Here is a 14,495-nt window from a genome sequence, read left to right on the forward strand (position 1 = left end):
GAAGATGAAAAATTTCAGGCAGAACGAGGAGTGAAATTCAAATGGGAGAGACAAAACATCAAGGACCTATAAAAGCAACAAAAGAACTGCAACCAAAGCACTGGGTGAGTCCAATTCCGTTTGGTCTAGGAAAGGTTAAGCCACATCATTTTCGCGATACGATGAAGATTGCATGGGATAACAAAGATAATCTGGGTTATGCATCACGAATTTTAACAAAAGGGGTTTGTGATGGCTGTGCTTTAGGTGTGTCAGGCTTGCATGATCAAACACTAAAAGGTCCTCATATGTGTACAACAAGACTAAATGTTCTTCGTTTAAACACGATGCCGGCATTAAAAGAAGAAATTGTACATGCAGATATTGATGAATTAAGAAAGTATAGCAGTACTGAACTAAGAAAATTGGGTCGAATTCCATATCCGCTCATTCGCCGTAAAGGGGAAAGAAAATTCTCACGTATTACATGGGATGAAGCTATGGACATGATTGCAGATAAAATGAAGCAACTGGACCCAAAACAATATGCTTTTTACTTAACTTCAAGAGGAATTACAAATGAATCGTACTATGTAGCTGCAAAGGTATCTCGTTTTCTAGGTACAAACAATATTGATAATGCATCACGCATTTGTCATTCACCAAGTAAAACAGCATTAAAGCGTTCTATTGGTGTTGGAGCATCAACTGTAAATTATCAAGATTGGTTTGGAACAGATGTATTATTATTCTGGGGTAGTGTTGCATCAAACGCATCACCGGTTTCAACAAAATATATGTTAGAAGCGAAAAAAAGAGGCACAAAAATAATTGTAGTTAATCCATATAGTGAGCCTGCGATGGATAAATATTGGATTCCTTCTAATATGGAATCTGCTTTATTTGGAACGAAAATTGCTGATGATTTCTATCAAGTAAACATTGGTGGAGATATTGCCTTTATGCATGGTATTATGAAGCACTGGTTCGAGATGGAGGAAAAACAATATGGTTCAGCAATTAATCATGAATTTGTAGAAAAACATGTAAACGATTATGAAGAATTAAAATCACATGTTGAACAACAATCATGGGACGAAATCGTTAAATCATCGGGTATTTCAAAAGATAGAATCATTGAACTATCGGATCTTTTAGCAAAAAGTAAAAATGCGATCTTTGCTTGGGCTTTAGGATTAACGATGCATTCATTTGCAACAGATAATATTTCACAAGTTGCAAACCTTGCGCTACTACGTGGCTTCTTAGGCCGTAAGAACAGCGGTTTAATGCCTTTCCGCGGTCACTCCTCAGTACAAGGTTCAGGTGAAATGGGAGCAGATCCATTCGTTTTACCTGGTGGTGGATTTGAAGAAGAAAACGCGAAACGTATTGAGAAAATTTGGGGCTTTGATCTACCAAAATGGCAAGGTGATATTGTAGGTGTTACACTTGAAAACATCGTCCTGCCTGAAGATCACGAAAGAAAAATTAAGCTGTATTATTTATCAGGTGGTAACTTCCTAGAAACGATGCCAGATCCTGATTTTGTAGAAAAAGCATTATCAGAACTAGACATTCGTGTTCACCAAGATATCATTTTCAACACATCAACACTTGTTGATGCCAAAGAAGCAGTAATCGTTCTACCTGCGAAAACACGCTATGAACAAGAAGGCGGCGGAACGTCAACTTCAACAGAAAGAATGGTCTATTTTTCACCAGAAATTGAAGGAAATAAAAATGAAATTAAAGAGGCCCGTGCAGAATGGAAAATTTACGTTGATCTTGCAAAACGTGTGAAGCCTGAAACTGCTCATCTTGTTGATTTTAAAACAGGTCAGGAAATTCGTGATGAAATCGCGATTGCGAATCGCGACTATAATGGCATTCAGCACTTGAAAAACGTAGGTGATGTTTTCCAATGGGGTGGGGCTTGGTTATGTGAAGGTGGAGTTTGTCCTACACCAGATGGAAAAGGAAACTTGATTTCAGTTGAAATACCGGATCTTGGTAAAAAAGAAGGGCAATTTGTTGTCACGTCTCGACGTGGAAAGCAATTTAACTCAATGGTTTATAAAGAAAAGGATCCATTTAACGGCGCAGACCGTTACGATGTTCTTATGAATGCAGAAGATGCCAAACGTCTAAGTATTGCTGAGGGAGAAGGAATTGTTGTTTATAATGGCTTTGGTGTTTTCCAAGGAAAAGCAAAGTTCGTTGACATTGCAACAGGAAACCTAGAAGTTCACTTTCCTGAAGGCAACTTCTTATTACCACGAGGAAGATACGAAAAATTCGCTGGAATTCCAGATTACAATATTACAGTTACGGTAGAAAAAGCAGATCGCTACAACGCTCGTAAAGATGTTCAATATTTAGAAAAAAGAGTAGAAGATTTAGAAGTAGATGCACCAATTTAATATATTCATATAAAGACAGAGCAACATGTTCTGTCTTTTTTTCTATGGTTTTTTTCCTTTAAAACCTTTAATATTTATTTATGTAAGCGTTTTATAATGTACTATCTTAATAAGGGGTGAGGAAATGATTAAAACCGAAAATAGCTTAATGCTTTTTAATATAATCATAACAACAATAGATGGTAGCATCATAGATTTCCATTTTGGTCAAACAGATGAGTTGGAGAAATCCGTATGCTTACAAATGAAAATGAAAGATTTATTTGATTTTTGGGAAGAGAAGGAATCAAATATGATCATTGCCTCAAAAAACACCCTTCAATACTTACTTCTTTTTAAAGATTTTACAATAGAAAACCAACAAAGAAGAATGTACATATTAGCAAATGGTGTGCAATGGTTTCGTCTTGAGGAGCGAATTAAGGAGCTTGATAAATCAAACCGTGAATTAGATGCAATTATCGAGAGCTCATTTGACGGAATTTATATTACTGATAAATTTGGCAACACATTAAAAACGAATTCTGCGATAGAACGGATCACAGGAATTCCTAAGCATTATTATATTGGGAAAAATATTAATCATTTAATAAAAAGAGGGATATTAGAACAATCTGTAACATTGAAAGTTATGGAGCAAAAACGTTCAGTTTCAGTTGTTCAGCAAAATTTCAATCAAAAAGAAACACTAATGACGGGAAATCCTATTTTTAATGAAGAAGGTGAAATCGAAAAGATTGTCACGAATATTCGTGATCTTTCTGAATTAAATCAATTAAATAAAGAGCTGAAAAAAGTGCAACAGCTTAATGAGAAATATAAAGAAGAGCTTGATAGATTAAAATCTTTTGCCATTCAAGACCCTGATATTATCCTCAAAAGTGATAAGATGATTGAGATTTATCAAATGATCGGCAGGCTTGCCAACTTTGATACAACAATTCTTGTTCTTGGTGAAACAGGAGTAGGAAAGGATGTGTTGGTTCGATACTTATATCGCTCAAGTGACAGATTTAAGGAGGGGCAGCTTATAAAAGTCAATTGTGGGGCAATCCCAAATGAGCTTCTTGAATCAGAGTTGTTTGGTTATGAAGGTGGCGCATTTTCAGGTGCTAATAGGACGGGAAAAGTGGGGATGTTTGAATTAGCTCATAATGGCATGCTTTTTTTAGATGAAGTCGGCGAAATGCCAATGGATCTTCAAGTAAAGCTGCTTCGTGCAATTCAGGAAAAAGAAATTATGAGAGTAGGCGGCACAAAAACGAAAAGAGTGGATGTTCGATTAGTGGCAGCCACAAATAGAGATTTAAAAGAAATGGTCAAAAGAGGAACATTTCGTGAAGATCTTTATTACCGGTTAAATGTTGTCCCAATTTTCGTGCCTCCTCTTAGAGAAAGGCGTGCTGATATCCTTCCACTTGTTCACTATTTTTTAGAGCTGTACAAGAAGAAATATTCAGTTGAAAAAGTGTTAGATAAAAAGATTAGTAACTTTTTTTATCAGTTTGATTGGCCAGGCAATGTAAGGGAACTATCCAATTTATTAGAAAGACTTATTTTGACCGTACCAAACGAATACGTATCCATCAATGACCTGCCAGATGAATACCAAAAATCGACATCAGATGAAGAAGTTGTTCTTGAAGAGGTGTCATTAAGAGAGATCGTAGAACAAGCTGAGAAAACAGCTCTTAAAAAAGCTCTATTAAAATATAAAACAACGTATCAAATTGCTGAAAAGCTTCAAACAAGCCAAGCAACAGTTTTTCGAAAGCTACAAAAATATAATTTATCATAAATTCAAAAGTGAATGATCAATTCATTTTTAAATTATACAAGTCCCTTGTTTAACAAGTAGTTAACGTAATCGGGTAAATCATTTCTGAATTAAGTGACAAAATGGTGAACATTTCGCCTAGTTGTCACTTATTTTTTGTTTTGGCATGAAAATTGCTTGATGTAAAGCAGTGAGGTTTTGACCTTTATGAAAAAGGAAATAGGGGGAATGGAATTTGAATAGACCTTGGTTAAAGCATGTAGTTGAAGGAAATCCGGTTGAAATTGAAATACCAGAAATATCGTTACCTGATTTGTTTCAACGCTCTGTTGAAATGTATGAAAATAAGATTGCGGTCACATTTTATGATAACTCATATTCTTATTCACTTTTAAATGATTCAATAAATAGAATGGCGAGCGCACTAGTAAAACGTCAAGTAAAAAAAGGTGATCGAGTCGCAATCATGCTTCCGAATTGTCCTCAATATCCCATTAGCTATTATGCAAGTTTACGATGTGGAGCAACCATCGTACAAATTAATCCAATGTATAAATCATCTGAACTTCTATACGTCCTCAACGATTCACAGGCAAAGGTCATCATTGTTTTAGATCAACTCCTACCCGTCGTAGAAAAAATCTTACATGAAACATCGGTAACTACGATCATTCCTGTTTCTTTCGAAAAAGAAAGCTTGTTTCATCAATTACTAAAAGATCCTGGTGATACAATCCCTAATGAAAAGATTGATCCTAAAGAAGATATTGCTGTTCTTCAATATACAGGAGGAACAACAGGTCGTTCAAAAGGGGCAATGTTAACACATTATAATTTAGTTGCAAATACACTCCAAAGTGCTGCTACTGCACATGTTAAAACAAATACTGGGGAAGAGCGCGTTCTAACCATTTCTCCTTTGTTTCACGTCTATGGGATGACAAGTGCGATGAATCTTACTTTTTATAATGGTGGAAACTTAATTCTCGTACCTCGATTTGAAGTGGAAGAGGTCGTGAAAATAATAGAAAAAACAAAGCCAACCTCATTTCCAGGTGTTCCAACAATGTATATTGCACTACTTAATTACTATAATACCTATAAGTTTGACTTAAGCTGCCTTAAAACCTGTACAAGTGGTTCTGCACCACTTCCTGTTGAAGTGATAAACCGTTTTAATGAGGTAAGCGGAACGAATGTTGCTGAAGGGTATGGATTATCTGAGGCATCTCCTGTCACACACCGCAATCCTATTTCGGGACTTCAAAAGCGGGGAAGTATCGGAATACCAATACCTAATACAGATGCTAAGGTTGTTGATATAGCTTGCGGCGAGCAGGATTTGCCAATTGGAGAGGTAGGCGAGTTAATTATAAAAGGACCTCAAATTATGAAAGGGTATTGGAATATGCCTGAAGAAACAGTTAATACAATACGTGATGGCTGGTTATATACTGGAGATTTGGCGATGATGGATGCTGATGGATTTTTCTATATTGTTGGACGTAAAAAAGAAATGATATTAGCAAGTGGATTTAATGTATATCCAATTGAAGTGGAGGATGTTATTTACAGTCATTCAAAAGTGCTTGAAGCAGCTGTTATCGGTGTTCCAGATGAATACCGCGGTGAAACAGTTAAAGCAATTGTTGTTACCAAAGAAAATGAACGTATAACGGAGGATGAATTAATTCAATTTTGTCGAGAAAGACTTGCAGCCTATAAAGTGCCTAAAGAAATAGCCTTTGTAGAGGAACTTCCGAAAACAGCGGTTGGAAAGATTCTAAAACGGACTTTAAAAGAAATGTATTCTGTATCCAAATAGAGGAGGGAACACATGGATATTTTATTGCAGCAATTATTTAATGCACTCACAATTGGAAGCGTTTATAGTTTAGTTGCACTTGGCCTGACTTTAGTGTATGGGATTTTGCATATTCCAAATTTTGCGCATGGAGCTTTATATATGGTTGGTGGTTATATCACCCTTTTATTTATGGAGAGCATGGGTTTACACTATTGGCTTGCAATATTTATTTCCATTATTGTCGTTGGATTATTAGGCGTTGTTATGGAACGGTTAGTTTTCCATCCATTGCGGAATGCTCCGCCAATACATGACAAAATCGCAGCAATTGGTGTTCTCTTATTTTTAGAAGCTTTAGTTCAGTTAGTATGGGGTGCTGAATATCGCAGAATGTTATCTCCTTATGATATTGTTGTAGATTTTCTTGGCCTAACTGTTACTGCACAAAGACTTCTTATAATCGGTACAGCTATTCTTGCCATGATTCTTTTGCATTTATTTTTGAAAAAAACGATAACAGGTTCAGCGATCATTGCAATGTCGCAAAACCGAGAGGGCGCATTTTTAGTAGGTATTAATGCAAACAAAGTGGCCATGATTACGTTTTTTATTTCGGGGGCTCTAGCAGCATTCGCTTCTTCAATAGCATCACCTATTAATCTAGTTTTTCCTGGTATGGGTCATCTTGTTATTTTAAAAGCATTTGTCATCATCATTATTGGTGGAATGGGTAGTATTCCCGGAGCAATTATTGGTGGTTATATCTTAGGATTTTCCGAAAGTCTCAGTGCGACATTTATTTCAAATGATTATAAAGATTTAATTGCATTTTTATTATTAGTGGCAATTCTGACTATTAAACCGAAAGGCTTGTTTGTAAAGGGGGCTCGTTCATGATGAGTTTCTTAAATAAAAGAAATACCACCATTTTGTTAATCGTAGTGGCTATTTTGATGCCTTTGTTAACAGATAACCCATACTTATTACACATATTTTCAACTGCTTTTATATGGACGATTGGAGTTTATGGATTAAATTTGATTGGCGGGTTTACTGGTCAGCTTTCATTAGCACATGCTGGTTTTTTCGCCATCGGTGCCTATTCGGTAGGAATACTAACAGTAAAAGTTGGGCTTAATTTTTGGTTGACTCTACTGCTTGGAATTATCATTACGACCATTATCGGCTTTTTAATAGGCATAATCGCCCTCCGAACGAAAGAACATTTTTTTGCCATCTATACACTTTGTGTTGGGTACATCATTTATCTTGTTATTTACAAATGGGAGGCACTAACAGAAGGAGTCCGTGGTTTAATTGGGATCCCACCACCGGCACCAATTGGACCGATAACCTTTCAAACACCTATATCCCAATACTATCTTTTATTATTTTTTCTCGTTTTAACTATTTTTATTTTTACGAGGATTATTAATTCTCTTATCGGCAGAACATATATGGCCATTAGAAATAGTGAAGAGTTAGCTCAAACGATTGGGATCGAGACAATGAAACAAAAACTAGTTTCATTTGTTTTGTCCACATTCTTTGCGGGGTTAGCAGGCGGTTTGTATGCGTCATTTGTTCGATTTATTGGACCTGATATTTCTTATATAAACGTTACTTTTGATATGTTGATGTATTTATTAGTTGGAGGTATTGGCACACTCTCCGGACCGCTTGTTGGAACTCTTCTTGTTGTCTGGATTTCTCAATATCTACAATTTTTACAAGACTATCGAATGCTCATTTTTGGTCCGATTCTTGTTCTCTTGATTATTTTTTATCCAAGGGGGATTGTCGGAGGAGTGCAAACATGGCTAATCAAGCAGAGAACTAAAAAGTCTCAGAAAGATCTTTCTCAAAATCTGCAATCTGTTGTTGTAAAGGAGGAGAAATAATGCTTATCCAAGTAAAGGGACTGACGAAAACATTTGGTGGGCTGACTGCCGTTAATTCAGTAGACTTTGAGATTGAAAAAGGAAAGGTAACGGCAATTATTGGTCCTAATGGTGCAGGGAAATCTACATTTTTTAACTTAATTAGTGGCTTTCATCAACCCTCGTCAGGCTCGGTAATGTTTGATAGCACAGATATCACATCATTAAAGGCACATCAAATTGCAAAGCTTGGTATTGCTAGAACATTTCAAACCACAAATTTATTCGAGCAATCAACGGTATTGGATAATGTACTAATTGGACATAGATTACGAACCTCATCAGGGTTATTTGATGCGATTTTTCGAACATCTCGGATGAAAAGAGAAGAAAAGGAATCATTAGAAAAAGCACATGAAGTATTAGAGTTTGTTGGGTTAACAAACCTTGCCAATAAGCATGTGTCAGAGATTTCGCAAGAAGAAATGAAGCGCACAGCATTTGCATTAGCTCTAGCAACAGATCCGGTAATTGTGTTTTTAGACGAACCAGCTGCAGGTGTAAATCCTGAAGAAACAGACGGTTTAGCAGAGTTGATTAAGAAGATGGTTTCAAAAGGAATATCAGTTTGTCTCATTGAACACAAAATGCAAATGATTATGAATCTAGCAGATAAGATTATGGTTTTAAATTATGGACAAAAAATTGCCGAAGGAACTCCAGAAGAGATCAAAAAAAATCCAGCTGTAATTGAAGCTTACTTAGGAGGTGAAGCTGTTGCTCAAGCTTACTGATGTTTCTGTTTCTTATGGTGGATATCAGGCATTAGAACATATCAATCTTAGTGTGAAACAAGGAGAATTTGTTGTTTTATTGGGTGCCAATGGTGCTGGGAAAAGCACAATCTTTCGAACGATTAGCGGTTTAAGTAAACCGTCTTCAGGCAGCATTGAATTTAACAACCAAAGTATAAGTGGACTATCGGCAGATCGACTTGTGTCACTTGGAATTGTTCAATGTGCAGAAGGGAGAAAGCTATTTCCGCAAATGACTGTTTATGAAAATCTCATTTTAGGTGGCTTTGTTCATCGAAGAGATAAAGGAAAACGAAAAAAATCACTTCATGAAGTTTTTGAGCTTTTTCCTATTTTAAACGACAAAAAAGATGACCCAGCTGGATCGCTAAGTGGTGGACAGCAACAAATGCTCGCCATTGGGAGAGCCCTTATGGCATCTCCTAAGGTTATTTTACTTGATGAGCCATCTATTGGTCTCGCTCCTTTAATTGTAGAACAAGTGTTTAGTGTTATCCAACAAATAAACAAAAATGGAACAACAGTTCTTTTAGCTGAACAAAATGCAAATGCTGCACTAAAAATTGCCGATCGAGGCTATGTAATTGAAACAGGAAAAATTGTACTAGAAGGTAGCAGCAAGGACTTATTTGAAAATGACGAAGTGAGGAAAGCGTATATAGGTGCTTAGGTCTTGAGCCTTAATTGAAAGGAGGTGTCTACTTCTTTTTACAGGTTTATTTCTTTGAAAAAAGATTTAAGGGGGAAAAAGGATGAAAAAGCTTGTTTATTTCTTTGCTTTTGTACTAATTTTTATGCTTGCAGCATGTAGTGGGAACACATCAACAGAACCAGCAAACCAAAGTGAAGGGAACACAGAAGAAACAACATCAAATACAGAAGAGAAACCCGCAGGTGAAGTTGTTAATATTGGGTATAGTGGCCCTTTAAGTGGTCCTGCTGCCTATTATGGTGAGAACACATTAAGTGGCTTATCTATGGCTGTAGATGAAATTAACAACAATGGTGGATTTGAAGTGGACGGTAAAAACTATTCTTTAAACCTAGTTTCTTTAGATGATAAATACTTACCGAATGAAACAGGGGCAAATGCAAAACGGTTAGTTCAAGAAGACAAAACACCAATCATTTTTGTTCCACATAGTGGTGGTATTTTTGCTACACAAGTTTTTAATCTTCAGGAAAAATTTATAATTGGAGCTTATTCAAGTGAACCGAAGATAACAGAACAAGGAAATCCGCTAACATTACGTATTCCTCCAAAGTATAGCTCATATATTGAGCCGTTTTCAAAATATCAAATGGAACGATTCGGTAAAAAGATTGCCATGCTTCCAACTGCTAGTCAATATGGAAAAGACTGGGCTGCATTACTTGAACCAGGTTGGAAGGATTTGGGTGGAGAAGTGGTTTATAAAGGATCCATTGACTTTAGTAAAGATACAGACTTTTTCACAATCGTTACGAATGCATTGAAAGAAAAGCCAGATGTTTTATTCGTTGGGGGTCCATCAGAGCCGACTGCCCTTGTTATTAAACAAGCTAGAGAACTTGGTTTTAAAGGAGGATTCCTCATAATGGACCAAGCAAAACTGGATGAAATTGAAGCTGTGTTGGGTGGTCCAGACTTAATAGAAGGATCTGTTGGGGTATTACCACTTATTAACTCTAAAAATGATAGCAATGAGAAATTCATTGAAGACTATGCAGCAGCAAAAGGTAAAAATCCGGGCTCAGAGGCTGGTTATCATTACATGGCTATGTACCTGTTTGTAGAGGCGATGAAAGCTGCAGGGTCTGTTGATGATCCAGATGCAATTATGGCACAAGTAGAAGCTGGATTAAATAATCTCCCTGCTGATAAACGAATCTATGAAATTACTGAAATAGAAGAAAACGGCGGCTTAACAACAGAGCTTCGAATGGGTGTTGTAGAAGGTGGGAAAATCGTTGATAAATCAGTTCAGTAAAAGGTGTTAGAGGGTGGTGCCTGGCACCACCCGATTTTTCTTAGGAAACAGGTGAAAAGTCAGGATCCCTTGTTGACAGAGGTTCATTTTCAGAGCAAGCAAGAGAATTTTTAATGCAATAATGAAAGATAGCTTACAAAAATGAATTAACATCACTGAAAAATAATCCAAAAATGAATTGCTTATTTCTCAAGTTCTTATAGATAGTCATAAGATTATTGGCATGAAACTTGCTACATAAAGGATAAATGAAACATAGAGGAGATGTTAGTATGACACAAGCAGTAATTGTTTCTGCTGTCCGAACACCAATTGCAAAAAAAGGTGGAGCCCTATCAGCATTAGATCCTTACATTTATGGGGCGATTACTATAAAAGAAGCATTAAAACGGATCAATTTAGAGGGAGCAGAAGTTGATGATGTCATTTTAGGAAACTGCTTATCCGGTGGAGGCAATATCGCCCGACTTACGTTACTAGAAGCAGGACTACCTTTTTCGGTACCTGGATTAACAATTGATAGACAATGTGGCTCAGGCATTAATAGCGTTGCCTTAGCAGCAGAAGCAATCATAGCAGGTCAAGCAAAAATAATCATTTCAGGCGGAACCGAGAGCATGTCACGAACACCATATTTATTAGCACCACAAGATAAACCATTTGATCGCATGCCACCCAAATTTGTTTCTCGAAACCTTTCACCTAACCATATCGGTGACCCGCCAATGGGCATTACAGCTGAAAATTTAGTAGAAAAATACAGCATTACAAGAGAAGAGCAAGATGAATTTTCACTACGAAGTCAACAACGCATGGCTGCGGCGATGGAAAATGATTATTTCAATGAACAAATTGTTTCAATTCCAATTAGAACAAAAAAAGGTGAGATTCTTTTTACAACAGATGAACACCCAAGACCAAATGTAACAATGGAGCAGCTCGCAAAGCTATCACCGGCCTTTAGGCAAGGAGGGAGTGTTACAGCTGGTAACTCTTCTGGTGTGAATGATGGGGCTTCAGCGCTTGTAGTGATGTCTGAAGATGAAGCAAAGAAAAGAGGACTACAACCTTTAGCCTGGATCACAGGCTGGTCAATCGCAGGAGTGGATCCGAACATCATGGGTATTGGCCCGGTCCCAGCTGTTCAAAAGCTTTTATCTCAAAGAGAAGAAGATTTAGATGAGTATGATTTAATTGAAATTAATGAAGCCTTTGCTGCACAGGTGTTAGCATGTGACCGTGAACTCTCCTTTAACATGGATAAAGTAAACGTAAATGGTGGCGCGATTGCACATGGACATCCAATTGCCGCAACAGGAGGAATGTTAATCACAAAGCTTGTTTATGAGATGAAACGCCGAGATGCAAAAAAAGGCTTAGTTACTGCATGCATTGGAGGAGGCCAAGGCATTGCCTTGTCATTAGAAAGAAAATAAAGACTTCAGGATGAAAGGAGTGTAGAAATGAATTTTCAGTTTGATGAAGAAATTCTTTATTTAAGGAATAATATAAGAGATTTTATTAAAAATGAAGTAGAGCCACATGCCATGCAAATTGAAGATGATGACGAGATTCCTAAAGAAATCATCGAAAAGTCAAAGGAACTCGGATTGTTTAGCCTTAGTATTCCAGAGCAATACGGTGGACTTGGGATCGGAATGGTTGGAAAATGTGCGCTTTATGAAGAAATCGGAAAAACACATAATGGTTATACAACATTGATCGGGGCTCATACAGGTATCGGAACTGTAGGCATTGTTGAAATGGGCAATGACCAACAAAAGAAAAGATTTTTACCTGATATGGCTAGAGGAGACAAAATTGGAGCTTTTGCTTTAACAGAACCTCAAGCTGGTTCACATGCTACAAACTTGAGAACAACTGCAATTAAGAAGGGAAATAAATATATTTTAAATGGGACGAAACATTATATAACAAATGCAACTGTAGCCGATGTTTTTACGGTTATGGCTGTAACTGATCCGGAAAAAGGTGCTAAGGGGATAACGTCTTTTCTTGTTGAAAGAAATTCTCCAGGCTTTAAGATCGGAGCAATTGAACGAAAAATGGGACTTCATGGTTCACAATCAGCAGAACTGATTTTTGAAGATTGTGAGGTTCCCGAAGAAAACGTGTTAGGCGAAGTTGGTCAAGGCTATGTTAATGCCCTTAAAATTCTAGCAAATGGCAGAGCGGGTCTAGCAGCTAGAAACTTAGGATCTTCCCAAAAGCTTTTGGATATGTGCATGATCCATGCCGAGGAGAGAGAGCAATTTTCTGTACCTATCATTGAGCACCAAGCAGTTGCCCATATGTTAGCCGAGATGGCAATGGAGATTGAAGCACTTAGATCATTTACGTACAGAGTTGCATGGATGGTTGATCAAAATGAAAAGGTGATTAAAGAAGCGGCCATGCTAAAACTTTACGGCTCTGAAGTTTATCATCGCGTTGCAGATAAAGCTGTCCAAATTCACGGTGGTTTAGGTTATATAAGAGATTTTCCAGTTGAAAGATATTATCGAGATGCAAGAATTACAAGAATCTATGAAGGAACATCCGAGATTCAGAAAAATATTATTGCTGGACAATTAAGAAAAGAATATTGCTAGATTCCTGCAATAAGATAAGAAAGGAGGCAAAGAATGATTGATGATATTGTAATTGTAAGCGCTATCCGCACACCGGTTGGTCGATTCGGTGGATCATTAAAAAATGTAAACTCAGGATATTTAGGTGCAATTGTAATCGAGGAAGCCATAAGGAGGATCAACCTTTCTTCAGAATTAATTGATGAAGTAATTCTAGGAGAAGTCAGGCAAACAACAGAATCCTCAAATGTTGCTAGAGTAGCGGCATTAAGAGCAGGAATTCCTGAGAAAACACCTGCTTTTACGGTTAATAGACTTTGCGCTTCAGGTATGCAAGCTGTAACCTCAGCTGTTCAACAAATTTCGTTTGGGCAGGCAGAAATTGTTGTTGCTGGTGGAACGGAATGCTTAAGTCGAGCACCAATTTATTTAAGAAATTCCAGATTTGGAGAAGGTGCTCCTACCTTAGTAGATTCTAATCTTGAAAATGGTCAGCAGCCAATTGAATTATATGGAAAAGATCTAGGGATGGGCATGACAGCTGAAAATGTCGCAGAAAGATACAGTGTTTCACGTGAAGATCAAGATGAATTTGCTTATAACAGTCAACAAAAAGCGGCAAAAGCAACTGAAAGAGGAAGCTTTAAAGAAGAAATAACACCTGTGGAAATAAAAGAAAGAAAAAATATTTTTCAAGTGACTAAAGATGAACATCCTCGACCTAATACTAGTTTAGAAGGTTTAGCTAAGTTAAAGGCAGTTTTCAAAGAACATGGCTCAGTTACAGCCGGTAACTCCTGTGGCAGAAATGACGGTGCTGCCGCGATGGTTATGATGAAAGGAAGTAAAGCAAAAGAATTAGGTTTAAAACCATTAGCTAGAATAGTAGATTGGGCGACTGCTGGTGTTTCTCCTAAAGAGATGGGAATTGGTCCTGTACCCGCGATACAAAAGCTACTTGCACGAACCAATCTGACCCTTCCTGAAGTCGGCCTAATTGAATTAAATGAAGCATTTGCTGCACAAGCATTAGCGGTTATTCGAGAGGCTAGACTAGATACAGACAAAGTAAATGTAAATGGTGGAGCAATTGCTCTTGGTCACCCGCTTGGGGCAACTGGCTGTAAAATCATGATTACGCTTTTATATGAGATGAAAAGAAGACAAGAGCAATATGGGATGGCAACTTTATGTGTAGGTGGAGGCCAGGGAATGGCTGTAATGCTTGAATTACTATAAAAAAATATTTGTTA

11 protein-coding genes are annotated in these 14,495 nt (G+C 37.2%); all 11 read left to right on the top strand.

Annotation, left to right across the window (positions count from 1 at the left end; all coding sequences use genetic code 11):
- Positions 1–41: 41 nt before the first annotated feature.
- The 11 genes from COD11_RS00330 (at position 42) to COD11_RS00380 (ending at position 14,481) form a co-directional block, all read left to right on the top strand.
- Complete coding sequence (locus COD11_RS00330; RefSeq protein WP_098794774.1) at positions 42–2,402, top strand: FdhF/YdeP family oxidoreductase; 2,361 nt, start codon at positions 42–44, stop codon at positions 2,400–2,402.
- A gap of 124 nt (positions 2,403–2,526) precedes the next feature.
- Entirely contained in the window at positions 2,527–4,200 is a 1,674-nt protein-coding gene (locus COD11_RS00335) for a sigma-54 interaction domain-containing protein (RefSeq protein ID WP_255301508.1), read from the top strand.
- A 214-nt stretch (positions 4,201–4,414) separates the two neighbouring features.
- On the top strand, positions 4,415–6,004 hold the full coding sequence (locus COD11_RS00340) for a long-chain-fatty-acid--CoA ligase (RefSeq protein WP_098794775.1): 1,590 nt from the start codon (positions 4,415–4,417) through the stop codon (positions 6,002–6,004).
- Between the two features lie 12 nt (positions 6,005–6,016).
- Positions 6,017–6,883: a branched-chain amino acid ABC transporter permease gene (locus COD11_RS00345; RefSeq protein ID WP_098794776.1), complete on the top strand. Its 867-nt coding sequence runs from the start codon at positions 6,017–6,019 to the stop codon at positions 6,881–6,883.
- On the top strand, positions 6,880–7,887 hold the full coding sequence (locus tag COD11_RS00350; protein WP_098794777.1) for a branched-chain amino acid ABC transporter permease: 1,008 nt from the start codon (positions 6,880–6,882) through the stop codon (positions 7,885–7,887). Before COD11_RS00345 ends, COD11_RS00350 begins: the two co-directional genes overlap by 4 nt.
- Positions 7,887–8,660 (top strand): ABC transporter ATP-binding protein, encoded by a 774-nt coding sequence (locus COD11_RS00355; protein WP_098794778.1) that lies wholly within the window; start codon positions 7,887–7,889, stop codon positions 8,658–8,660. Before COD11_RS00350 ends, COD11_RS00355 begins: the two co-directional genes overlap by 1 nt.
- Positions 8,644–9,351 (top strand): ABC transporter ATP-binding protein, encoded by a 708-nt coding sequence (locus tag COD11_RS00360; RefSeq protein ID WP_098794779.1) that lies wholly within the window; start codon positions 8,644–8,646, stop codon positions 9,349–9,351. Before COD11_RS00355 ends, COD11_RS00360 begins: the two co-directional genes overlap by 17 nt.
- Positions 9,352–9,433: 82 nt before the next feature.
- Positions 9,434–10,651 (top strand): ABC transporter substrate-binding protein, encoded by a 1,218-nt coding sequence (locus tag COD11_RS00365; protein WP_098794780.1) that lies wholly within the window; start codon positions 9,434–9,436, stop codon positions 10,649–10,651.
- Between the two features lie 272 nt (positions 10,652–10,923).
- Positions 10,924–12,087: a thiolase family protein gene (locus COD11_RS00370; RefSeq protein WP_098794781.1), complete on the top strand. Its 1,164-nt coding sequence runs from the start codon at positions 10,924–10,926 to the stop codon at positions 12,085–12,087.
- Between the two features lie 27 nt (positions 12,088–12,114).
- A complete protein-coding gene (locus COD11_RS00375) occupies positions 12,115–13,263 on the top strand; it encodes an acyl-CoA dehydrogenase family protein (RefSeq protein ID WP_098794782.1) in 1,149 nt (382 codons plus the stop codon).
- A gap of 33 nt (positions 13,264–13,296) precedes the next feature.
- On the top strand, positions 13,297–14,481 hold the full coding sequence (locus tag COD11_RS00380; RefSeq protein ID WP_098794783.1) for a thiolase family protein: 1,185 nt from the start codon (positions 13,297–13,299) through the stop codon (positions 14,479–14,481).
- Positions 14,482–14,495: the final 14 nt, after the last annotated feature.

This window comes from Bacillus sp. AFS040349, from assembly GCF_002577655.1.
Taxonomy (GTDB): domain Bacteria; phylum Bacillota; class Bacilli; order Bacillales; family Bacillaceae; genus Metabacillus.

Coding starts and splice junctions, on each gene's coding strand:
- COD11_RS00355 (WP_098794778.1), top strand. CDS start 7,887: ATGCTTATCCAAGTAAAGGGACTGACGAAAACATTTGGTGGGCTGACT.
- COD11_RS00365 (WP_098794780.1), top strand. CDS start 9,434: ATGAAAAAGCTTGTTTATTTCTTTGCTTTTGTACTAATTTTTATGCTT.
- COD11_RS00350 (WP_098794777.1), top strand. CDS start 6,880: ATGATGAGTTTCTTAAATAAAAGAAATACCACCATTTTGTTAATCGTA.
- COD11_RS00330 (WP_098794774.1), top strand. CDS start 42: ATGGGAGAGACAAAACATCAAGGACCTATAAAAGCAACAAAAGAACTG.
- COD11_RS00375 (WP_098794782.1), top strand. CDS start 12,115: ATGAATTTTCAGTTTGATGAAGAAATTCTTTATTTAAGGAATAATATA.
- COD11_RS00345 (WP_098794776.1), top strand. CDS start 6,017: ATGGATATTTTATTGCAGCAATTATTTAATGCACTCACAATTGGAAGC.
- COD11_RS00335 (WP_255301508.1), top strand. CDS start 2,527: ATGATTAAAACCGAAAATAGCTTAATGCTTTTTAATATAATCATAACA.
- COD11_RS00380 (WP_098794783.1), top strand. CDS start 13,297: ATGATTGATGATATTGTAATTGTAAGCGCTATCCGCACACCGGTTGGT.
- COD11_RS00370 (WP_098794781.1), top strand. CDS start 10,924: ATGACACAAGCAGTAATTGTTTCTGCTGTCCGAACACCAATTGCAAAA.